This window comes from Photobacterium sp. Hal280 (genome assembly GCF_037162255.1).
Taxonomy (GTDB): Bacteria; Pseudomonadota; Gammaproteobacteria; order Enterobacterales; family Vibrionaceae; genus Photobacterium.
The window spans coordinates 1,138,717-1,161,172 of the sequence record NZ_JARLUO010000005.1 but is presented as its reverse complement, the minus strand read 5'-3'; the positions used below and the strand labels follow the sequence as shown (position 1 = coordinate 1,161,172).

Sequence of the window (22,456 nt, the reverse complement as noted above, 5' to 3'; positions counted from 1 at the left end):
ACTTTTGACAAGTGATGTACCTCAAGGGCCCATAAAACATAGGTTCCCATCCCAGAAGCGTCAAATTTCCGACATCAGGTTGTCACATTGGTTTGCTAAGGCCGGAAAAATGACTCACCAGAAATCAATCAATTATGCAGCCATCGTGGATGCTTTCTTGCCAGCGACACCGAACAATAACGGTAAGCCACTGAATTTACTGACTGAGAAATGACATAAAAACTTCATCATTCAGATAGGCTGCGAAGACACTTTATCAGGCAAGCTTTACCGGAAAACCAGACACTTAGCGTGCAACAGTAGCAGCCACCGCCGCAACCGGCTAAAAATAAGTGTCTCATCTATGGATTACTTGTACAGTTCAATTAACATAACCAGACATATTGGTTACGCTTAAATAGGCCTGATTATCGGGCTAAGTACCACTCTGGGGAGGTTTCGTGAAAAGACTTACTCTGTCTGCATTGCTGCCACTTTGTCTGGCATCTTCTAACCTGATGGCTTCCCCACCCGTTGAGTGGCATCAGTGCGTGAAAACGCTGACCTACGATCTCTTCTACGGCAGCCATAAAATCGGCTATTTTGAACGCAAATTAAACTGGGAAAACAATCAGCAAGTGAATGTTCGTTCCACCGCCCGTCTTTCAGCCATCGTGGCGAAAACCCATTATCAGCAACAAACGCGGGTTGTCTGGTCTGATGTCAAAGACTCTTTTCTGACCCAGTCATTCAACCGCAACATTACAGGACTGCTTGACGGTACAACCCGGGGAGAATTCAATCAAGACGGAACACATTCAAATATCATCAATGACGGAGAAAAACTCAGTTTTAACAGCAATGATCTGCCGTTGCTGGATGTTGAAGCTGTTGCCAGCCAGATGCGGTTAAATCTGATTCAGGGCAAGCAGACCTTTGATTTCAAGATGCAAGAATCCGATGATGTGAGTCATTACTTCTTCAGGGTGGCAGGCAGAGAAAAACTGCAAACCAATTACGGGAATGTCGAGACCATACGGGTCGAGCAAATCAAGAAGCCCGACCGCGAAGTCAATCTCTGGTTCTCTCCGGATTTGGATTATCAGCTGGTACGCGGCACGTATAAACGTAAAATTTTGGACCTGAAAGCTGTGCTGCGCACCAAACGGGAAGTTTGCCCGCAGAGCTATTTCAGCAATAACCTGGATGAAATGACAGTCAATACAACTGCCGGTCAGAAATAGCCTGCGGGTGACGACTATTTCTGAAATGCTTTGCCGCCAATCATTTTCAAGGCAGGCGTCCCTCGTATCAGGGTGTCGCGGGCAAAAACCTGCTCACAATTCGGGCACTGGCAGGGGGAAAGCGTAAAATCTTTCACGATTCTTTCTTTGAAACACTTCACCAATGCGCCCTTCCCCCTTTACGATACTTCAACAGCAGCGTGCGGCACTGACTGCAGAAAATCTCAACTGTGGTGTCCGGCCCTTTCTTATTGGGCTTAGCCATGGTTCCGTGCCGGAGAGATCAAGCGGTCAATCACTGGAAGATGCACATCTTCCACCCCGGCCAGATTGCCATATTTGGGTGAGTGACGATCATTTTCCAGCGGATGGTGCCAGCCGAACGTGGTTTCAATAAACGTCTTGGCAAACGCATCGGAAATGCTCAGACATCCCGCCAGCACTGTGTCTACGTAGGTCTGCATAATAGGTTGATTGATGCAGGGAGGCGCCGGGTTGGCTTTCACATACACCCAGACAGGCGCATCGAATTGCAGGGTGCCATTGTGAGTGATCAGTGACGGATCCACTTCCACCCGGGTGTAACCCCGCTCCCGGCGGTCAAAATGCGCTAGTGTGTTATCTTCCACTTTCAGCAGCACGCCGTTACAACGGCCTTCGCCCAGCGAGGCAACCAAAGGCGAGATGGCATAACTGCCATCGACTTTGCCCCAATGACGCTGCAAGCCCTCAACCACAGCCGGAACCGCCTGTCCTGTCTGACCGGTCCGTTGGCGCGATGCGCGATTGATTAAGCTACCGTAGCCGAAGATAAACATGGTTTCCTCCCTCGAAATTACCGGATGAACGACCTGGCCGGTCTGGGATGCCTAATAAGGCAAGCCGAAAAAGTGCGAGAAACGCTGCCAGGCTTTTCGCAATGATACCAAATCGCCACGAATAAATCGGATGTCTTTTCCGGGACGTGCCTGTGCCAGCCGGGGAAGATCGATTCTGGCAACGCAGCCGAGTTTCGGGTAACCGCCTAACGTTTGCCGGTCGTTGAGCAGCACAATCGGCTGACCATTGGGCGGGATCTGTACCGCGCCCAGCGCAATGCCTTCTGAGACAATGCCCGACGGGCCGCCGAGTATGGCATTCCCTTCCAGGCGGCATCCCATCCGGTCACTCTCCGGCTTGACATGGTAATGGTTATCGAAAAACTGGTTTCGGGCTTCCGGCGAAAAATAATCCCACTGGGACGAGGCCAGCAGATGCAGTTCAATCGGCTTGTCATAATCGGGAATGAAACGAGGCGGTACATAACGCGGACTAAACCGCACTAAGCTGGCCTGAATCGGTAACTTGTCGCCTGTTTGTAGCGGGCGCCCTTCCACGCCGCCTATCTGATTACGTACAACGGTTGACCGGCTGCCGAGCACGCTTGGCGTGTGAATGCCACCCTGAACAGCCAGATACGCACGCAGCCCCGAACGGGCATAACCCAGCTGCAGTGTCTGCCCTTTTCGCATCATAAAGGTCTTCCAGGTATACACAGGTTCGCCATCCAGACTGGCCTGCATTTCTGCCCCCGTCAGGGCGCATTCGATATCGGCATGGGCTTTAAAGCTGGCCTGACCCAGTGTGATTTCCAGTTGCGCGCAGCCCATCGGGTTGCCCAGCAGGTAATTGGCCCAGCAGTAAGCATGCATATCCGCCGCCCCGCCCTGGCTCAGGCCATGGCTGGCCACGCCCAAACGCCCCGCATCCTGAACCAGTGTCAGCGTCCCGGGCCGTATTACTTCCAGTGTGGCCATATCTTCCCTCCCAGCGACTTAAAGGTTGATCGGTCTACGGGCTGAAAACAAACCTGATCGCCGACATTGAAAGGCGTCATCGGCTCCCGTTCCGGATTGAATAATGGCTTTGGACAGTTCCCGATAATTTGCCAGCCGCCGGGTGACTGTGCCGGATAAACGGCCGTCTGGCGATTGGCGATCCCGACACTGCCCGGCGCCAGACTCAGTCTGGGCTCGGCATGACGCGGCATGGCAATGGCTTCGTCAACACTGGCGAGAAACGCAAAACCCGGTGCAAAACCAATGGCACACACGGTATAAGTTTGCTGGCTGTGCAACGCAATCACCTGTTCCACACTCAGTCCTTTGGCTTCAGCGAGGGGTAACAGATCCGGGCCAACATCCGGATGATAAAAAACCGGCAGTTCGATCACCTGACCCACAGTCTCGACCGGTTTATCCTGCCATTGGCTGTGACAGAGGCTGATGCGTTCCCTGAGCAGCCGTTCGCTAATCTGATCCGGATGAAAATGAATCAGGATCGAGGTGTAAGAAGGCACAATGTCAATCAGCTGATACGGAAAATCGGCCTGAAGCTGACTGACCAGCCTTCCTATCAAAGGGGTAAGGCTCAGATCTATCTCATCAGCCAGATGAACCATCAGGCAGGTTTCCGACACGGAATCAAAACGAATCATAGCGCCATCGCCTTTCTGATGTCAGCGATGGTCGCGATCGATTCCGGGTTGTCCCCGTGTACGCATAAGGTATCGGCATGCAGCGCCAGCACAGCTCCGTTGTGAGTGGTCACTGTGCCTGAGGCCAGCTCCAGGGCCTGCTGCTGAATTCTGGCCGGATCATGATGTACAGCGCCCGGCTGGCTGCGCGCGACCAGATTACCGGCCTCATCATAAGCCCGGTCGGCAAAGGCTTCGAACAGCAAGGGCACACCGAATGCCTGCGCGGCGCTTTCTGTCTCGCTGTTGTCTGCTCTGGCCAGCACCATCAGGCTCAGCGGTGATGACCGCAGCCGGTTCATGGCGGCGAGCGCCTGCAGAATGGCGTTCAGCACCTCAGGTTTGGCCATCATGTCGTGATACAGCGCGCCGTGCGGTTTGACATAAGACACGCTGGTGCCGTGCAACTGACAGACAGCATCCAGAGCGCCGGTCTGATAGGCCACCAGATGGGTGATGGCCGTGGGACTGTGCGGAATACTGCGCCGGCCAAAACCCGGCTTATCGTCGTAACCCGGGTGCGCACCGACCATCACCTGATGTTTCACTGCACAGGCCACGGTATCAGACATAATGTCCGGGTCAGAAGCATGGAAGCCGCAGGCAATATTTGCCATATCCACCCAGGGCATGACGGCCTTGTCATCGCCCATTTGCCAGCTTCCGTAACTTTCACCCATATCACAGTTCAGTTTCATGCGAATCCTTAGCACTCGTTGATATCATCATCCTACCTGATTCAATTATAACGAGTTTGTCAAAGATTCACCGCCATTCACCCATTTGTTCTGTGACCCGGCAACCGATCAGGCACATGTCTGACATCAGCGCCCGAGCTGACTTCGAACCTGTCGACCATCTGGCGCAACCGGGAAATGGCATTCTGAACCAGCACAGTCCGGCGACTGAGCTGCTGTGACGAGCGGGTCAGCAGCTCGGTGGAATGCTGGGCGGCCTGGGCCGTGTCGTGATGGCGCTCGCTGTTGCCTGCCAATTGGTTGATCACCTCAAACATGGCTTCCACCGCCTGCCGCATCTGCTTGTTTCGCTCTCCGGCATCAATCACCACCGCGCTCTGCTCCACATCCCGGATGCCCTGCTCCATCGACTGCACGGCCGCCGCCGATTCAAGGCGCAGTTTTTCCATTAACGCACCGATATGATTCGCCGCCTCTGAGGTGCGGCTTGCCAGCTGACGCACTTCATCCGCCACCACAGAAAAACCCCGGCCATGGTCGCCTGCCCTCGCCGCTTCAATCGCCGCATTCAGAGCCAGCAGATTGGTTTGCGCCGTGATGTCGGTGATCAGTTTGACGATATCGCCAATCTGGCTCATTTCGTTATTCACCCCGTTCACACTCTGTGCTGAGCGCTCAACCACGCCTTTGATATTATTGGTATTGGCTAACGCCTGCTGGTACTCCTGCTCCGCTTCCACCACCACCAGGTGCATGACATCCTGCATCTGATGCGCCGACACCGATGCCGAGCTGATATCACTCTGCTGACTGCCCGCCAGATTCAGCATCGCGGCAATCGCGCTTGAGGTGTCATTCGCCGCGCCGTCCATCCGCTCGCACCGGCGAAGCATGGACTCACTGACTTCCCGCACTTCATTCGCCGCGTGGATCATTTCACTGATCACCCCGTCCAGGTTGTCGATGAAACTGTTGATCCAGCGCCCCATTTCACCGGTTTCATCGGGTTTAAAGCGCTCGGCATTCAATCGCTGCTGCAAATTCCCGTCGCCTTCCGCAAGCGCCTGAATCACTGACGTCATTTCCTGCATTTGCTTGACCAGCGGACCCGAAGCCGTCAGGCGAAATACCAGCAAGCTCAGCAAGGCGGTCAGCACGCCCAATCCAGCCTGAGCGAATGTGCCCAGTCCGAAAACAACACTCATCAGCATCGGGAAGAAAATCGCGGCCGCACTGCACATGAAAAAGGTGTTGCTGAGCCGGTAATGCAAGGATCGGTGACGATACACTTCCTCCAGATCCGCTTCGCACATCATGCCCCAGCGATCCGGCGAACCCGGCAACTGAAAAGTCACCCCTTTGCCGATCACAGGTATGTGGCGATAGTCTGAGTAGCCGGGATAGGACACGAACAGATTTTGTCCGTGCCGGATGGTTTCCCTGACCCCGGGATGCAGCTCTCCGGTGGCCGGATCGGTAAAGCGGATTTCAAACTCAGTATGCCGGTTGACCCTGACCGTGCCGTACTGGGTGTGAATCCCGGATTTCAGGTTTTCGCCGTGAGAGAAGGTATCGTCTTCAAAGCGAGAGCGTGACAGCGCCGTGCCCGGCAGCAGTTGCGGGTCGAACGCAGACTTCACCATAAAAATATAGTTATCGCCCGATTCAGGATAAATATGTCCGGCTTCGCGCTGGATTAAATCACTGATGACATCATTGGGCAGCCTGGCACACAAACATCCCTGCACCTGAGTGGTGCCGTCTGCCTGAGTGACAGCGACCGGCTGATAGAACATCAGGGTCACTGCATCATGAAAAGACGAAGTGGTGCGGCCCAGCTGCTCTGTGACCGGATCAACATAAGGGCCATGCAGAAAACGCGCCCTGAGCCCGTGCTGCAGCGCCTGCTGCGCCACCAGGGTCTGCCCTTTGTGTCGCTGATGGGTCGAAGTGCTGATCAGGCCATGGCTGTCCGTGATAAACAACTCAGAGAAGTGCGCCGCCCGTCCTTTGAGCCTGCGCAACGCGTCATCGCGTTCTGCTTCGGGTTTGGTGGCCAGATACAAGGCCGCATCCTGTAAGAACAGCCATTGGTTCTCCACCCAGGTTTCTAAAATTCTCACCCGTGTGAGTGCCACACTGGTGAAGGTTTGTTGCAAATCATCCTGACGCTTGCGGTTGAGCCAGCAAGCCCGTCGCATGGCCAGTTTTCCCGTACGTCCCCAAACGGGTAACCAATGTTTTTCCTGAGCGGACAAATCCATTGTGCAAACTCCCTGCATCTCGCATTTTTATGTGTCGTGTCTGTCGTCACTTATTGTTGTTTATATCGACTGGCTGCAATTTCAGTGCCACTGCAATCGATTGTCTCAGGCGGGAATTGCTCACTATTTGCGCAGCCAATACACCAGTCGGGTTCAACAGGGAAAAATGTGCATCATTCAGGTGCAATGCCATGATTTTATGGCGGAACTAAAAAGATGATAGAAATAGAAAGGCAGACTCACTGAGTCTGCCTCTGGTCTTACACAGGTGAAGAGAAATGTGTGCCTGCTAGAGAATTTTTGACAGGAACTGGGCCAGCCGCGGATGCTTGGGCGAGTCAAAAATGTTCTCGGGCGAATCACTGACCAGCAACTCACCGTCTTCCATGAACAGCACCCGATCGGCCACTTCACGGGCAAAGCCCATTTCGTGCGTGACCACCACCATGGTCATGCCTTCTGCGGCCAGATCTTTCATCACATCCAGTACCTCGCCGACCATTTCAGGATCGAGCGCGGAGGTAGGTTCATCGAACAGCATCACGTCCGGCCGCATGGCCAGAGCGCGGGCAATGGCAACCCGCTGTTGCTGACCGCCGGATAACTGCGACGGATAAACATTCATCTTATCCGCCAGGCCGACCCGCTTGAGCAGTTTTTCGGCTTCCGGTTCGATATCCGCTTTCGTGCGTCCCCTGACTTTCTGCGGTGCCAGCATCACATTGCCTTTCACCGTTTTATGGGGAAACAGGTTAAACGACTGAAATACCATGCCAACATTTGCACGCAATTCGTTGATATTGGTGCTTTTGGCGTACATGTTCATGCCATCAATCTCAATCTGACCTGAGGTAATCACTTCCAGCTGGTTCAGCGTGCGCAGAAAGGTGGATTTACCTGAGCCGGACGGCCCGATGATCACCACGACCTCGCCACGTTTCACCGTTGCACTGACATCTTTCAGGGCATGGCACAGATTGGGGTAAATTTTATTGACCTTGTCGGCGACGATCATGTTGTCGCCCTGATATGTATTAGTCACTGCTCGCCAACCTCTTCTCAATTCGCTGTACGGCCCACGACAGGCTGGTCGTCAGCAGCAGATACAGTCCTGCCACCACAAACCACACCTCAAACGTGGCGAAACTGCCGCTGATAACCTCGCGGCCTGCCTTGGTCAAATCGGTGATCGAGATAACCGATACCAGAGAGGAGTCTTTGATCAGCGTAATTAACTGGCCTGCCATCGGCGGCAGCGTGCGCTTAAAGGCCTGCGGCAGGATGACATACATCATTGCCTTGGGATAACTCATGCCCAGCGAACGGGCCGCTTCCATCTGCCCGGGCGGAATCGACTGAATACCGGCGCGGATAATTTCCGCAATGTAAGCGCCGGTGAAAATGGACAGCGCCACCACACCCGCAGTAAAACGCTCCAGCTCGAAAATCGTCCCCAGGAAAAAGTACACGATAAAAATTTGTACCAGTAAGGGGGTGCCACGGATAATTTCGACGTACAGGAAAGCCAGATTTTTGGTCACCGGGTTATGGGATATCCGCATCAACCCTGCCATCAGGCCCAGAATAATAGCGAAGAACAGTGAGAGTACCGAGATTTTCAGTGTCACCCACAAGCCCAGCGTGACCGGGCCAATCGTCCACTGATCACTGCTTGCAACCACATCCCCTTCAAATACCAGATCGCCCTGTTGCACCAGGCGGGCATCATACGCGGGGATCTGCTGAGGCACATCACTGTAGTCAAGGTTGATGGTGATTGAGTGATCAGCGTTAATCTGAACCGTACCATCCCCCTGCGCCCTGAACTCTTTCGGGGTGGTATCCACGATAAATGGCAAGACACGGTGCCATTGCCAGTTGTAATTAATGCTTTGCGAAGCCTGATACAGCCCCGTCATCAGCAGCGCCAGGATGACGACAAATACAGTTTGCCAGAGCCACCGGTTAGACGTCCTAATCATATACTTCTTCCTTAGGCGTGTCGGAATGAGAAAACAGCGGGAATGCACGGCTGGCTCAGCGGCCAGCCGTGATTGGTTTTATTGCACCTGGCTCAGCCAGCTGTTGTCTTTAAACCACTTGTCGTAGATACGCTCATAGGTTCCGTCGCCTTTGATCTGACGCAGGAAGTTATTAAGGAAGTTCAGCATATCCATATCGCCCTGGGCGACCGCCCAGCCTAATGGCTCATAGGTGAATGGCTGCTCAAGGTGGACCACTTTGCCTGTGTTCTGCGAAGCATAAATGGCGTTAAACGGCATGTCGTAAATAAAGGCATCCGCTTTGCCGTTCGCCACTTCCAGCACGGCATCAGACTGGGTTTCAAACACATTGAGCTTCGCTTTGCTGATCATACGCTTGATCGCTTGCTCGCCTGTGGTGCCAAGCTTAGTCGCAATGGTGTATTTGCTGTCGTTCAGATCTTTGTAGCTTTTGATCTTCCCTTCAAGCTCAGGATTGAGCAGAATTGTCTGACCCACAATGATGTAGGGTTCTGCGAAGTTTACGCGCATATTACGTTGCGCGTTGATGGTCATACCCGCATTGATGATATGGCACTTACCGGTCAGAAGCGTGGGAATAATACCGTCCCAGGCTGTGTTGACCGGCACATATTTCACGCCCATCTGGCGGGCCATCATTTTACCGATATCAATATCAAAACCGACAAAAGAGCCGTTTTTGCTTTTCATTTCAAACGGCATATAACCTGCGTCAAAACACACGCGAAGCTCGCCGGTTTTCACAATATCATCCATGACCGGGCCAGCAGTGGCAGACACTGACGTGCCTAACAATGCACAGGCTGCCACAATACCGCTTACGAATTTACGCATAGACATCCTTGTATCCTTATCGTTATCAAAATGCTGATGTATCGAACTGATACGAGGATGGTTATAGCAAATTAAATCTTGCAAACTCAATTGAGATTGAACAGAAAACAATCAGGGTAAATGTCAATTTCCTGCCACTTCATGGCATAAATAATCACATTTACGGCATTAATCAGCACCAAATCACGACCAGAACCTGTGCAGGCAGCACAGATCTCGGCAGTCACAGCCAATTACGATGGATGATATTTTAGTTGATTATTTGACAGTGGGCTCATTATTAACAAATTTAACACCACAGGTAACAGGAAAACCTACCGATACGGCAGACAGATAAGCAAAAATATTATAAATCCAGATATGTGACACACAGTTCATTAATATCAATGCTGTCCGGCATTTCATTCAGCGTTTTCGCCACGGCCCTGTCCTGTATACCTTCAATAACACGCAAACCTGAACCTTCATCCGCCCGCAGCGCATTGACACTGTCATCACTTAAAAACAGCAGCCATAAAAACCCATAGAAAGTATGAATACGACTGACATCTTCTCTGGAATAAATCGCTTTCCCCTCACCTTCAATCGTGACTTTACTGCGCACTTCAGACAGCCAGTAGGTTGGAAATAATCCTAAGGTATAAGTCGCAATCATGCCGGAGATGTTTTCATCCGCGTAGTCATTCTTCGCATCGGTGTACACTTTCATTTCGTAATAGGTGGGCGAATACCGGCATTGATCCAGATAGGTATCAACCACGACATCTTCCAGGTCGCCCCCGACATAGCCGGCACAACCCTGAAGCATCAATAAAGTCATCAGGCTGGACAGTGCCTTTTTCATATGAACTCTTCCGGAACGATGCTGAATCAGCAAATAAAAGTGTGTTGCATATCTTAACGCGAGTGATGAGCAGTGCAAATGAAAGCAGGTGCGCTGGGAGGCTGTTCAAAAAAACCGCAGAACAAAAGTGTCCGACATTCAGGGAGCACTGCTTGCTGCGGCTTTTTCCAACAATGCAGAGAAACTTACTTCTCTACACGGTTCATATATTTGTGTTCCAGTGTATTCACACGAATGCGATCACCGGTGGCAATATACTCTGGCACCTGTACCGATAAACCTGTGCTCAGTACAGCAGGTTTTGTCCGGGCGCTGGCCGAAGCCCCTTTGATGGAAGGATCGGTTTCTACAATTTCCAAATCGACTGTAGACGGCAATTCCAGCGCAACTGGCGCACCATTCACCACCAAAACATGCAGTCCCTGAATGTCTTCAGTAATGAACAGCAACTCTTCTTCAATCACATCTTTGTGGAAGTGATACGGGGTGTAATCCTCATTGTCCATGAAGATATACTCTTCACCGTCAATGTAAGAGAAAGACGCGGCATGGCGACTAAAGTCTGCCAGTGTAATGATGTCATCGGCTTTGAAGCTCACATCCGCTTTCGCGTTGGTTGCCACATCATACATACGCATACGGTAAAGGCTGCTACCGGCGCGGCCACTCGGTGTTAACTTGCTAATGTCTTTAACAAAATACACCTTACCTTCGTGTTCAATCGCTGCAGACTTTTTAATATCACTTGCCTTAGGCATCGTCATAAACTCCAGATAGACATTTGTCGCGAGAAAATAGCACGAAACGGCATGAAGACAAGTAGACAGTGAAAAAAAGTGACCTTTCTTACCGTTCCGCTTGGACAAACGAAACAAGGCGCTAAAAACAGCGGGCTGACCCCTGTCAGCCCGGCTGTGGTGCACCATTTAGGGTGTGGTTTGTACATATTGATAGGCAATGGTAATTGTGGCACCGACCGCCGGAATTGCGGCACCGGTGAACACAACGGCTTGCGACAACGGATAGTACTGCCAGCCATTCGCCGTGCTGCGCTGTACCGCAACCCCATTCACTTTCACTGATAAAGAAGAAGACAGGATCTGATGGGTCGCGGCCAACGACAACTTGTAGCCGGCACTGGTTGCCCCGGCATTATTTGCCACCGTATTCATGAAGCTGTCGTATTCTGAAATCAGATCAATGTTCAGTATTTTTCCGAGCGTCGATACCGCCAGATCATCATATTGACTGATGCCAGCATGCCCCGGCTTCACAATGGCATAGACGCGATAGCCATGATCCGTGAACAGGTTTTGGCTCGGATCAAACGGCGGGTTATTGCCGTACTGGCTCGGCTCATCACTGACAATAATGACAGAAAGTGACGCACTAACCCGGGGATATCCGGCCAGAGTGACCGTGCCGTTCACCGGATCCAGCGCCTTTTCAGCAAAAAAGATCCCTCGCTCCGTCGCACTCCCGTGAGTACCCGGGATGAAGTCCGCTTCAATTTGCGTGGCATTATTGGTAAACCCAAGGCCGCGGAGCTCATCCGAGTCTGTGGTGATCGTACCGACCTGATAATCGATGCCGGAAGCCCCGATGGTTTGAATAAAACTTTGGGTCAAGCGGCTCAGCTCATTCTGTTCATCAGACATACTGCCCGAGTTATCAATCACAAAGAGAAAGTCAGCTTTCGAGCGCGTCTGTTCAACCGCGGTAAACTGATCAGACTGCAACAGCAAAGTTGAACCCAGCGCTGCACTGATCGTTTCCGAGGTCGTGGCGCTGATGACATCCGCATACCGTCCCGCATGACTTTTATCCACCAGTGTCGCCGTCATAATCAGGCTATCTTGCAACGGGTCATAACTCACAACCAGATCAAACTGAAACGTCGAGACTGCCACTTCTGTCGACGCTGGCATTAACGTATCTGTCGCGCCGCCAATCACATTCACAGCCATTTGCTGAAGCAGGAGATGAAGCAAATGGGTTGGCAGCATGGCTGTATTGAGGGTGATGTTATAGCTGGCAGACACATTGCCATTTTCCAGCACCGTCTGTGAAAGCTGTTCAATCCGATCACCTGCAGATGGCAAATGCTGGCTGACCGCATTGACCATGGTTTGCAAAATTTGTTGCGCTGTCGTGCCCTGATTCAGTGCACCTCGTTCAGCGACAAAGCCCACCAGCTCAGTCTCTTCCGGTGTCGGAATGGCCATCATTCGCGAACTCGCAGACGGCGTTTTCGGATCCCCGTAAATCACGGTGCCAGAAATATCCCCCGTCACCGGTGACATCGTAAAATCATCCGGCAAAAATACCTGGCGGGTTTCAAGCGATACTGTTTGAGTTGCCGACGGCGCCTGGCTGACCGTGATCGTAATGGATTTAGACTGCTGTATCTGCTTACCACTGTCGCTCTGCTTTTCAATGCTCACTGTATATGTAAACTGTCCGAGATCCGGACCGGCCTGAAGATCCAGGACATGGGGCTCGCTGCTGCTTCTTGGAGACAACAATGTTCCGTTCTGATCTGTCCATTGGATCTCATCTACTTGCGAAGCATTGGATATCGTTGCCTCCAGCACGGAAATACCGTTACTCAGCACTGTCGCAGGCGAAGCAGTGAGCGCATTAATCACAGACTCCGGCGCATTCAGCGTTCCGTCGCTGCAGAGAATCTCAGTGTCTGTAATTTCGTCACTGTCCAGTATCTGATTGTTATTCTTATCCACACCTAAGTAGATCTTCTGCCCCCTGCCGGGCAATTCACATCCTCCTTGGCAATAAAGGCAATCCCAACCAATGCCTCATCAAAGATTGGGTTCCCTTCACCATCTGAACTTTGCTGACCGTTATTACAGACATACCTTGATGAGACGTATTCCACCTCATCCAGCTGCGCATTCTGGTTTTCATCGTAACCCGCAATTATCCGCAGCCCCCCGGAGGCACAGTGCGAATCGTTGCCGGCTAACGTTTCCGTTCGAATCAAGGCCTTTCTCTCAGTGCCGGTAGCATCGTCATCTTTATCATCATCCCAGCAGGCAGTTAAGACGCTGGTCAGTACTGCCAGCAGCGCGACTTGAATATCCTTTCTCATGTTCTCACCTAACTTATTGACGTTTATTTGTTGTGTTTACAGAACAAATCACCATCAACACCTGATGCGGGCATCAGGCGTACGTCAGACAGACTTCGATTTGATATGGCGGCAAATTGCACAAGCTGATAAGTGCAACTATGCAACGGAGTGTGGTTGAATCCATTGAGAATTGGAATCTGTGCGGGTATTTCAGCAGGTGAAATTCATAATTTCACCAAAAAAGTTTGATGTAATCGACACCATTTACATTCAACAAAAACGATCACGCCGCTGAACAAAAAATCCCTCCTGGTTTACACCAGAAGGGATTTATCCAAGAGGGATTTAATGAAGCCCGGGTGATCAGGACGTCAGATTCATCACGATTCGTCCGGTGATTTCCCCTTTGAGCATGTCATCAAAAATCTCATTAATATCTTCCAGCGCTTTCACTTCAGTGATGGCTTTCACCTTGCCTTCCGCAGCAAATTGCAGACATTCCTGTAAGTCCTGACGCGTGCCGACAATTGAGCCAATCACTTTAATGCCGTTCAAGACGGTATCAAAGATAGGGATCGGCATATCTTCCGGAGGCAAGCCGACCAGCACACAACTGCCACCACGACGCACCGAGCGGTAAGCCTCTTCAAACGCAGGCTTGGACACTGCCGTACACACAACACCGTGTGCGCCGCCCACCAGCCGGTGAATGGCTTCAGACGGCTTTTCTTTCATAAAGTCGATGCAGTGAACGGCACCCAGCTCTTTCGCCAGCGCCATTTTCTCGGCGCCGGTATCCACCGCAATCACATTCATGCCCATGGCTTTGGCATACTGCACCGCCAAATGGCCTAAGCCACCCACACCAATAACAGCGACCCACTGACCCGGTTTCACCTCGGTCACTTTCAGCGCTTTATAGGTGGTCACCCCCGCGCAGAACAAAGGCGCGGCATCCACATAAGACAAGCCGTCCGGAATTTTCACGACATATTCGCCATGCGCCAGGCAGTACTCGGCATAGCCGCCATCGACCGAATAGCCGGCATTCTGCTGATCCAGGCACAGGGTTTCACGGCCGGACAGACAATACTCACAATGACCGCACGCCGAATACAACCAGGGCACGCCCACCCGATCACCTATCTTGAGATGATGGATTTCACTGCCCACCTGGACAATTTCACCAACCCCTTCATGGCCCGGCACCAGTGGCATTTTGGGTTTCACCGGCCAGTCACCGTGACAGGCATGTAAATCGGTATGACACACCCCGCAGGCATGAATTTTCACCAGTATGTCCCGGGGTTTGACAGCAGGCAGGGGAATATCTTTGATTTCCAGTTTCCCTTTGAATTCATTCACAACAGCGGCTTTCATGACGCAAACTCCTTACGAGTGATTGAACAGCCATTGTTGGTGAAAAATTCACCCTGTTTATAGATCTGGATCAATACACATCCAGTTGAGTATTGTTTTGGTGTTCGGAAGGACAAAAATGTGAACACCGGCACAGGCTTTACGTTGAATACCTGCATAGTAAAAAGGCATCCAGCACGACTCAGCCTGATTCTTCAGTACAGCGCGACAGTGCCGTTCATTCATCAAAGGACACCGATATGACCATAGATCCTGTAAACAATGCACTCGATACCATTTATGCCCGAAAGCCAGATTTCAAACCTCAAGCCGCTTTTATTCTGGGTTCCGGGCTGGGTGTACTGGCCGATGAACTGGACGATCGCGTCGTTATTCCTTATCAGGAATTGGATGGCTTCCCGGTCAGTACCGTTGAAGGCCATTCCGGCGAGCTGGTACTGGGTAAAATGTTCGACATGGACGTGGTTTGTATGAAAGGCCGCGGGCACTTTTATGAACACCAGACCATGAAAGTGATGACCAACCCGGTACGCACTTTCAAACGACTGGGCTGTGATTTCATGCTGGTGACCAACGCGGCAGGATCATTGCAGCCTGAGCGCATTGGCGTCGGCTCACTGGTAATCTTCAAGGACCATATCAACACCATGCCGGACTCACCGATGACCGGACCGAACGATGCTGCTTACGGGCCGCGTTTCTTCAGTTTGGCCAATGCCTATGACAAAACCTTGCGTGAAGAAGCCAAAGCAGTGGCGGCAGCAGAAAAGATTCAGGTCAACGAAGGGGTTTTCGTTTCTTACACCGGGCCGAACTTCGAAACGGCGGCTGAGATCCGAATGATGCAAATCATGGGCGGAGATGTGGTTGGCATGTCGGTGGTCCCTGAAGTGATCGCTGCAGCCCACTGTGGTCTGCCGGTTCTCGCTGTCTGCGCCATAACCAATATGGCAGAAGGGTTAGGCGATGTGGCATTGTCACACGAACAGACTTTGCGCTGTGCCAAGCTTGCAGAGCATGATTTCATTCAGCTGATTAAAGCCTTTATCAAGCATCATTTCCGCAAATAAGTTGTAAGTTTACAACAAACAGCCTGATACAGATCACAACTGGCAACTAATATTGCCAGTTTTTTGTTTAACTTTTGGGTCAAACTTTCTTGTCTTAAGGGTCAGGTTTTGGTTAAATACTCTGGTTTTAGAGTTAATCTTAGCCATAGAGAAGTTGAATGTTGTCATTGAACCAAATTTCACACCTGAAGTTATTTTTCTTCACTGTGCTGATTAGCCTGTCATTCCCGATTGGCAGCTATATTACGGCTTCCATGGATCCACTCGTGGTGACCTGGGTACGTTATCTGCTGGCCAGCCTGCTGTTTGTCGGGATTCTGGTCGCAAAAAGACAGTTCCGTATCCCCTCCGCGAAAGATTTGGGCCGATACACGCTGATCAGCTTGCCGGCGCTGGGCTATTTTGTGGCCATGTTTATCGCGCTGCGCGACACCAGCCCGCTGGACGCCAGTGCCCTGTATACCACAGTGCCGTTAATGAGCGCCATTCTGGCTGCGTTCGTGTTTAAGCGCAGTACGTCGATGTCTGTCACCCTTGCCTTACTGGGCGGTATGCTGGGAGCCGGTCTGATTATTTTCCGTGGCGATCTGAGCGCTGCCGGCTCTATCGCCATGACTGCCTCTAACAAAATTTATCTGCTGGGCTGTCTGGGTATGGCACTCAACCCGATCATTGTGAAAAAGTGCTACAGAGGCGAATCTTTTGTCCACCTGACTTGCTGGACACTGATTTGTGCTACCGGCTTACTGACCGTCGCCACAGCTCCGCAGCTGGTGCAAGTACAATGGACGCAAATTCCGGCTGATATCTGGCTGGGTATCGGGTATCTGGCGGTGTTCGCAACGGCCATCAGTTTCTTTCTGTTCCAACAAGGCAGCGTCGCGCTGGCTCCTGAACAGGTCTCGGCCTATACCTATCTGATCCCTGTGCTGGTGCTGCTGGTGAACCGATTCACCGGCAGCCTGGTTCCCTGGGAAGAAGTCAGCTATGGCGTGGTCACCGTCTTGTTATCGATGACGGTTATGATCCGCCGCGGCTCGCCCGGCACCCATGCAGCGGTTGCCAAACCAGAGCAAGAAGCGCTGGCAAAATAATCGGAAGCATACTGCAAAAGAAATACCGCCCACTCCCCGGGCGGTATTTTTCTATCCTCCCCGGCTAGATTTCTTTTGAGCATCAACAATACTGGAAGTGATATCGCCAGCAACTCAGTAGATGCTTATGACAACCCGACAAGAATTCCTGTGCAAACAAATCCGTCTCATTGACGGCGTTGTCCCCAATGCAGATTCCCCTCTTGCCAAACACCAGAAAATGGCCTGGAGTCCATTCCAGTTCTTCCGCGGTACAGCCCAGCTGTTTTATGCCGATCTGGCTCAGGAGGTCCTCACACTGCCCGATTTATTACTGGCCCGACCCGGCCAGACCTTCATTATGGGTGACTGCCACCTGTCTAATTTTGGTTTCCTGACCGAAGAAGGATCTCAGGGTGATCAGGTGATTTTTTCGCCAAATGATTTTGACGACGCCTGTGTTGGCTACGCGGCGTGGGATATAGCCCGGTATCTGACCAGCCTGGCACTGGCCCGGGATTTCGGTTGCGGATTGCTCGAAGGCCGGTATATGACGGATGAAGTGGACATCGACGACGATCTGAATGCCGTCAATAAAGACGACATCCATCAAGCCTGTGACGCCTTTCTGTCGGCTTACTTAAAAACATTACAGCATGTCATTGAGGACAACGATGCCAGATACAAGGTCCTGAAAAAATTCGATGATGATCATGTGCTGGATAAATATTGCCGCAAAGCCGTGAAGCGAGCCGCGGGTGGAAAAGACTTTCTGAGTAAAAGCCAGCTCGCCAAATCGACAACCTTTGAAGATGGCAGACTGCGCTTTGCTGACAAGCCGTTCAAATACCAGCGAATCGATACGACTGAGTATGAGGAAGCAGAAACAACATTCCGGCCGTATCTGGATGATGAGGTGCTGGATATCGTGATTCGTCTTGATGCCGGAACTGGCTCGAACAATGTCGGGCGTTATTATTTTCTGGTCGGTCCGAACGACGTCAGGAGTATCGATGACTTACCCCTGTGCCATATTGTCGAAGTGAAACAACAGCGTCAGGCTGCCCCCATCTTCGCCTTCCCTGATATCAGTCCCGTCAACTCACTCAATCCCGCCCACTTAACCGCAGACTGCCAGCGATTCATGCAGCGCCGGCCGGATCTCTTACTGGACGAGGTTATCTGGCGGGATAAACACTGGCTGGTTCGCTCACGACATCACGCCCGTTTATCGGTCAAACCCGAAGATCTGGTACTCAACGACAAAGATCCCAGTACCGCCTTTTGCCAGTATGCCTCTGCTTGTGGCGAGGCACTGGCACTGGCTCATTCGCGTGGTGACAGACGTTCGGTACGTTTCGAGCGGTTCATGATCGAAACCCTGCCCGGCCATCAGGACGCATTCATCACCGCCTGCCAGCAATACAGTGAACAGGTGATTGAAGATTATATAATCCATTGCGCGTTACTCGACATATAAACCGACGTATCTCTCCCTCTGTAGCTCATCCTGCCTCCCGAGCCGTCAGGTGAGGCATCATCACAGAGACTAGGATCACAACAAGCGAAGGTAAGCGGTTATGAATATCTTGATCACAGGCGGAACCGGCGGCATTGGTCATGCGATGGTCGAAAGACTCAGCCCGCTTGACACTGTGAATGTACATGCACTTTGGCACCGTACGCCACCGTCTGAACTTTCAAGCCGCGTTCAATGGCATCGTGCCGATCTCACTGACGAAAAAAACGTCATTGAACTCGCCCGCCAGTTCGACCGGGTGGATTGGATCATTAATACGGCTGGCAAATTACACTCGGAAACCATTCAGCCAGAAAAGAACCTGCAACAATTTGAAGCCACTGCATTTGAAGAGATGATCCGCGTGAACACCTTACCGACATTATTACTGGCGAAGCATTTCACCAATGCATTCAAGCGTAGCCCTTCTCCACGGCTGGCGGTCTTATCAGCCCGGGTGGGCAGTATCAGTGATAACCGGCTGGGAGGCTGGTACAGCTACCGTTGTGCCAAAGCCGCACTCAATATGGCCGTGAAATCGATCAGTATTGAGTGGCAACGCACGATACCCAACAGCTGTGTCGTGGCACTCCACCCCGGCACGACAGACACGCCACTGTCCAAACCCTTTCAGCACAATGTGCCTGCGGGGAAACTGTTCCCGTCCCACCGTGTCGCCAATGACCTGATCGCCATCATTGAATCGCTGACTCCGGCTCAGAGCGGTCAGTTTCTGGCTTACGACGGCACTGTAATTGATTGGTAATCTTACATTTGTGTTTATTGCGACGACAGCGCTCAGAGCAATATTTCACCTCTTGCCAGCAATGTTTCCATTTCTTGCGCCAGGTAAAAGGTCTTTGGCAATGAAGGCATATTTTTGTCGCTAAAGGGTATCCTGCCATTATTCCCCCCAGTGCGCCGGTGCATCTCAATATTATGCACTTTTCATCTGCAGAATATATCCGGCTCAGTTAACTTTACTCACGGTGAACATTGACTGCGCCTGAAGATAGCTGAGTAGCACGATCGTGCATGTTAAATCCACAGTAAGCCATCGGACGATTGTTCCCGCAGGAAAGAATAGGCCTGAAACAGTCCCAGCACTTCGCCTCCCCGACGGTATTTCAGTAACAGTCCTCTGTCCCCTATTGACATAGCGGCATCAATATAAATCCGGTTACCACTGACCTTAGGTTGCAGACCAGACACGATGTTGTGCCCCATCAACACTGCATCAATATGAGCAACAACACTGTGTTCATCATGGGTGAAAACAGTCCGGTCCCAGACACAATCATGTTGTTCTTCTTTACTCAGAGTATGTTCATCACAGCACTGGGTAAATTGTTGCCAGTCATAGGGCGCAGGCACGGCGGCGTGCACCAGACCAATTCGATGGCCGTTGATCTGCAGGGTATAACAAAGGGGTAAATTTGCCGCGAAATCCAGCATTTTTCTGACATCAGCAATCGCGATATCTTCATGCCAGCGGCCGCCATTCATGATCCATAAAGATTTGTCTGCATTCTCTTCCATGGCATTGTACGCCATTTGCTCATGGTTTCCCTGAATGGCATAAATGGCCGGGCAATCCTGCACCGCTTTCAATAACGCCAGTGAATCCGGGCCACGATCGATCATATCACCCAGAATAAACAGCCGGTCCCGGACCTCACCATCCAGCGGGTAACGAAACCCCACCTCCTCCAGCACATCTTGCAGCAGCGCATACTGTCCGTGCGGATCTGACAGAAAATAGATATCGTAATGGGGGTCGAGCTGAAGGTATTCGTGCATGGAGCCGCCCGGAATCATTGCCTGTTCTTCACTTAAGTTTAGCAAGGGACAAGATGACCGGGCACAGTGCTTGCTTTATCTTTTCTTCGCGCCCCTGTCAGGTTGTTTCTTTTTCCGCTTTTCCGGCAGCCAGATATTGCTTGGCTGTTAATCCCACAAAGCGGCGACCGGGATTTGTTCCGTTCGCCCACTCATCTGGACTAAAGAGATCAAATAATCCGATTTTTATCAATGTAGGGATGGCCAGCGTCAGTTCTTTCTCGATCGCTCCCCGCTGGCCTGCATTGTAAAGCGCAATGTTATGCAGCATGGTCGCGACGGTGCCCGTCTGGACCTTGCTGCCATCTTTGAGTGTCACCGCAGGCAGGGTTTCCCCGTCTGCGACGACTTTCTGATTAATCGCGCCGAGTTGCGCTGTGTTGTCCAAAATAGGTGCTGACATCATTCTCTCCACAGGTATTGGGTATGAGAATGATTGTATAACAAAGCAACTGAGGTCATAAAGATCCGGTTATCGCCACATGCGCGCCAGTACATCATCATGGCTTTTGCGAATTCGATGCCAGAACGACATGCCAATATGGCCAAGCGTGAAAGCTAACAGCAGCCAGGCCAGCTCACCGTGCAGCAGATTGCCCAGCCCAACCATCCACTCAATTTTTGCGCTGTCAAACCCGTCCATGAACGGTATTCCGAAAGGTGAAAAAGCACGGCCAGAACCATACTGCCGGATCAGTGCCAGCGCAGGAATGACAATCATCAGTGCATACAAGGCTTTATGACCCAGTGCAGCGACACGGCTGATGGCGGCCGGCCGACGCGACAGATTGAGCACCGCCCACGCAAGGCGTAAAGCAATGATGATCAACAGCAGAAAACCCAGAGGCTTGTGCGTTGCCCACATCAGTTCATCCAGCCACGAATCTTCAAGTAATGCATGGGTTGCAGCGCTCATAAACTGCCAGAGCAGTAACGCTGCCACTCCCCAATGTAAAAACCGACTGATTGCACCATAGCGCTGAGCATTATCCAGAACCGACATATCATGATTATCCTTATGACTTCCTAATAAGCACTTTAGACGCTGATCTGCAGAAAAATTCCCCGCGAAAGCAGCTCATTTACATTTACTTACGGAAATTAGACCAAGGAACTACCGGCAAACATAAAAAAGCCACGCGAAAAACGTGGCCCTGCTATGTGTTTACATGCTTTCTGCTTCTGAAACCTGGGGATGATTATCGCGGAAATACTGCCATTGCTCTACGCGACGCCCGTCAGGCAGAATACAGTAAGTGACGCGCTTGCCGTCTTCGGTCACCATATCCAGCTTCCCGCCCTTCTGAACACAATACACGGCGGCCGGGTTCGCGGATCCAACCGGTTCATTCTTTGGCTGGCTCACACATCCGAACAGCAAAGAGGCTGCAGCCGCTGAAACCAATACAGACGCTTTATTCATTGCTTCTCCCAATTCATTCGCTTTTATTATGGCTACCAGTATAAAGATACTCAGCCACGTCATGTCTTGCGCTTGTCAAAAGTCATATGACCGACAAATACAGAGACCCAGACGATGAATAAACCCTTAGTTTTAGTAGGTGAAAACATCTTATCACTGTTTACCACAACCAAAAACAATCAGTAAAGCGTTGTGAGAATGCATCTCCTTGGGTCATAGAACCGGGTAACAGACCAGGCAAAACCTGAAGATTGACTGCAGAATTCAGCGTTTACTCAAGCCAGAATCCGTCCCTGATCTCGGCCAAGCTGCTCAAGCAATGTCATGAACCATGAATGCCAAAATAAGGAATGACAGAAACAAGCCTGCCCATCCTAACCTGACCGTCACGTCTTGTGAGAAGCGGGTATTCCAGTCAGGAAATAAGATGGCACCGAGCGAAGCTGCAGGCAGCAGTTCGCAAATCAAACCAGCACGCTTGAGAGACAGCGTAAAATCAGCAGAAAAATAAATATAAGCCGCGATATAAACAGTCGTCACCAGCACAGAAAGCAGTGCATCAAAATAAATCACACCCTCTTTATTGAAGTAGAAATAAAACATCACCAGACACAGTGCCATTGCTATCAATATCATTGCTATTTCTTGCGTGCTTCGTG

Annotated in this window: 24 protein-coding genes and 1 pseudogene; 5 read left to right on the top strand and 20 right to left on the bottom strand. The window is 51.3% G+C overall.

Annotated features, from left to right (window positions below):
* Positions 1–440 precede the first annotated feature (440 nt).
* The gene (locus tag P4S53_RS14800) at positions 441–1,223 is read left to right on the top strand and encodes a DUF3108 domain-containing protein (protein WP_337113244.1); all 783 of its coding nucleotides are present in this window, start codon (positions 441–443) and stop codon (positions 1,221–1,223) included.
* A 14-nt stretch (positions 1,224–1,237) separates the two neighbouring features.
* Here the strand turns inward: P4S53_RS14800 and P4S53_RS14795 are convergent.
* The 14 genes and pseudogenes from P4S53_RS14795 to adhP form a co-directional block, all read right to left on the bottom strand.
* Positions 1,238–1,488 (bottom strand): annotated as a pseudogene (locus tag P4S53_RS14795) (hypothetical protein).
* The gene (locus P4S53_RS14790; protein ID WP_337113243.1) at positions 1,481–2,041 is read right to left on the bottom strand and encodes a gamma-glutamylcyclotransferase family protein; all 561 of its coding nucleotides are present in this window, start codon (positions 2,039–2,041) and stop codon (positions 1,481–1,483) included. The pseudogene P4S53_RS14795 and the gene P4S53_RS14790 overlap by 8 nt, the downstream one beginning before the upstream one ends.
* A 51-nt stretch (positions 2,042–2,092) precedes the next feature.
* Positions 2,093–3,019, bottom strand: coding sequence for a biotin-dependent carboxyltransferase family protein (locus P4S53_RS14785; RefSeq protein ID WP_337113242.1), 927 nt, complete (start codon positions 3,017–3,019; stop codon positions 2,093–2,095).
* On the bottom strand, positions 3,001–3,699 hold the full coding sequence (pxpB, locus tag P4S53_RS14780) for a 5-oxoprolinase subunit PxpB (protein WP_337113241.1): 699 nt from the start codon (positions 3,697–3,699) through the stop codon (positions 3,001–3,003). Before pxpB ends, P4S53_RS14785 begins: the two co-directional genes overlap by 19 nt.
* Positions 3,696–4,436, bottom strand: coding sequence for a 5-oxoprolinase subunit PxpA (locus tag P4S53_RS14775; RefSeq protein WP_337113240.1), 741 nt, complete (start codon positions 4,434–4,436; stop codon positions 3,696–3,698). The genes pxpB and P4S53_RS14775 overlap by 4 nt, the downstream gene beginning before the upstream one ends.
* Before the next feature lie 77 nt (positions 4,437–4,513).
* Positions 4,514–6,700, bottom strand: a complete 2,187-nt coding sequence (locus P4S53_RS14770; RefSeq protein WP_337113239.1) for a methyl-accepting chemotaxis protein — start codon at positions 6,698–6,700, stop codon at positions 4,514–4,516.
* A 289-nt stretch (positions 6,701–6,989) separates the two neighbouring features.
* The gene (locus tag P4S53_RS14765) at positions 6,990–7,715 is read right to left on the bottom strand and encodes an amino acid ABC transporter ATP-binding protein (RefSeq protein ID WP_337114497.1); all 726 of its coding nucleotides are present in this window, start codon (positions 7,713–7,715) and stop codon (positions 6,990–6,992) included.
* Between the two features lie 19 nt (positions 7,716–7,734).
* A complete protein-coding gene (locus P4S53_RS14760) occupies positions 7,735–8,682 on the bottom strand; it encodes an amino acid ABC transporter permease (protein ID WP_337113238.1) in 948 nt (315 codons plus the stop codon).
* Positions 8,683–8,760: 78 nt separating this feature from the next.
* The gene (locus P4S53_RS14755; protein WP_337113237.1) at positions 8,761–9,558 is read right to left on the bottom strand and encodes a transporter substrate-binding domain-containing protein; all 798 of its coding nucleotides are present in this window, start codon (positions 9,556–9,558) and stop codon (positions 8,761–8,763) included.
* Positions 9,559–9,904: 346 nt separating this feature from the next.
* Entirely contained in the window at positions 9,905–10,402 is a 498-nt protein-coding gene (locus P4S53_RS14750) for a hypothetical protein (protein WP_337113236.1), read from the bottom strand.
* Positions 10,403–10,587: 185 nt separating this feature from the next.
* Positions 10,588–11,160 carry an elongation factor P-like protein EfpL gene (gene efpL / locus P4S53_RS14745; RefSeq protein WP_192014948.1) on the bottom strand — a complete coding sequence of 191 codons (573 nt, stop codon included), beginning with the start codon at positions 11,158–11,160 and terminating at the stop codon, positions 10,588–10,590.
* Between the two features lie 168 nt (positions 11,161–11,328).
* Positions 11,329–13,143 (bottom strand): vWA domain-containing protein, encoded by a 1,815-nt coding sequence (locus tag P4S53_RS14740; protein WP_337113235.1) that lies wholly within the window; start codon positions 13,141–13,143, stop codon positions 11,329–11,331.
* 2 nt (positions 13,144–13,145) lie between these two features.
* Positions 13,146–13,511 carry a DUF7151 family protein gene (locus tag P4S53_RS14735; RefSeq protein ID WP_337113234.1) on the bottom strand — a complete coding sequence of 122 codons (366 nt, stop codon included), beginning with the start codon at positions 13,509–13,511 and terminating at the stop codon, positions 13,146–13,148.
* A gap of 345 nt (positions 13,512–13,856) precedes the next feature.
* Positions 13,857–14,873: an alcohol dehydrogenase AdhP gene (gene adhP, locus P4S53_RS14730; RefSeq protein ID WP_337113233.1), complete on the bottom strand. Its 1,017-nt coding sequence runs from the start codon at positions 14,871–14,873 to the stop codon at positions 13,857–13,859.
* Positions 14,874–15,112: 239 nt separating this feature from the next.
* Between adhP and xapA the strand changes: the two genes are divergently transcribed.
* The 4 genes from xapA (at position 15,113) to P4S53_RS14710 (ending at position 19,301) form a co-directional block, all read left to right on the top strand.
* Positions 15,113–15,943, top strand: a complete 831-nt coding sequence (gene xapA / locus P4S53_RS14725; RefSeq protein WP_337113232.1) for a xanthosine phosphorylase — start codon at positions 15,113–15,115, stop codon at positions 15,941–15,943.
* A 158-nt stretch (positions 15,944–16,101) separates the two neighbouring features.
* On the top strand, positions 16,102–17,037 hold the full coding sequence (locus tag P4S53_RS14720; protein ID WP_337113231.1) for a DMT family transporter: 936 nt from the start codon (positions 16,102–16,104) through the stop codon (positions 17,035–17,037).
* A gap of 127 nt (positions 17,038–17,164) precedes the next feature.
* On the top strand, positions 17,165–18,496 hold the full coding sequence (locus P4S53_RS14715; protein WP_337113230.1) for a DUF2252 family protein: 1,332 nt from the start codon (positions 17,165–17,167) through the stop codon (positions 18,494–18,496).
* A gap of 100 nt (positions 18,497–18,596) precedes the next feature.
* Positions 18,597–19,301, top strand: a complete 705-nt coding sequence (locus P4S53_RS14710; RefSeq protein WP_337113229.1) for an SDR family oxidoreductase — start codon at positions 18,597–18,599, stop codon at positions 19,299–19,301.
* Here P4S53_RS14710 and P4S53_RS14705 read toward each other — a convergent pair.
* The 6 genes from P4S53_RS14705 to P4S53_RS14680 form a co-directional block, all read right to left on the bottom strand.
* Positions 19,231–19,440 (bottom strand): DUF2256 domain-containing protein, encoded by a 210-nt coding sequence (locus tag P4S53_RS14705; protein ID WP_337113228.1) that lies wholly within the window; start codon positions 19,438–19,440, stop codon positions 19,231–19,233. The genes P4S53_RS14710 and P4S53_RS14705 overlap by 71 nt on opposite strands.
* Before the next feature lie 133 nt (positions 19,441–19,573).
* Positions 19,574–20,335, bottom strand: a complete 762-nt coding sequence (locus P4S53_RS14700; protein ID WP_337113227.1) for a metallophosphoesterase — start codon at positions 20,333–20,335, stop codon at positions 19,574–19,576.
* A 97-nt stretch (positions 20,336–20,432) separates the two neighbouring features.
* Positions 20,433–20,777: a DUF7709 family protein gene (locus P4S53_RS14695; protein WP_337113226.1), complete on the bottom strand. Its 345-nt coding sequence runs from the start codon at positions 20,775–20,777 to the stop codon at positions 20,433–20,435.
* Between the two features lie 69 nt (positions 20,778–20,846).
* Entirely contained in the window at positions 20,847–21,377 is a 531-nt protein-coding gene (locus P4S53_RS14690; RefSeq protein ID WP_337113225.1) for a cytochrome b, read from the bottom strand.
* A gap of 162 nt (positions 21,378–21,539) precedes the next feature.
* On the bottom strand, positions 21,540–21,797 hold the full coding sequence (locus P4S53_RS14685) for a putative hemolysin (protein ID WP_337113224.1): 258 nt from the start codon (positions 21,795–21,797) through the stop codon (positions 21,540–21,542).
* A gap of 312 nt (positions 21,798–22,109) precedes the next feature.
* Entirely contained in the window at positions 22,110–22,433 is a 324-nt protein-coding gene (locus tag P4S53_RS14680; protein ID WP_337113223.1) for a hypothetical protein, read from the bottom strand.
* Positions 22,434–22,456 lie beyond the last annotated feature (23 nt).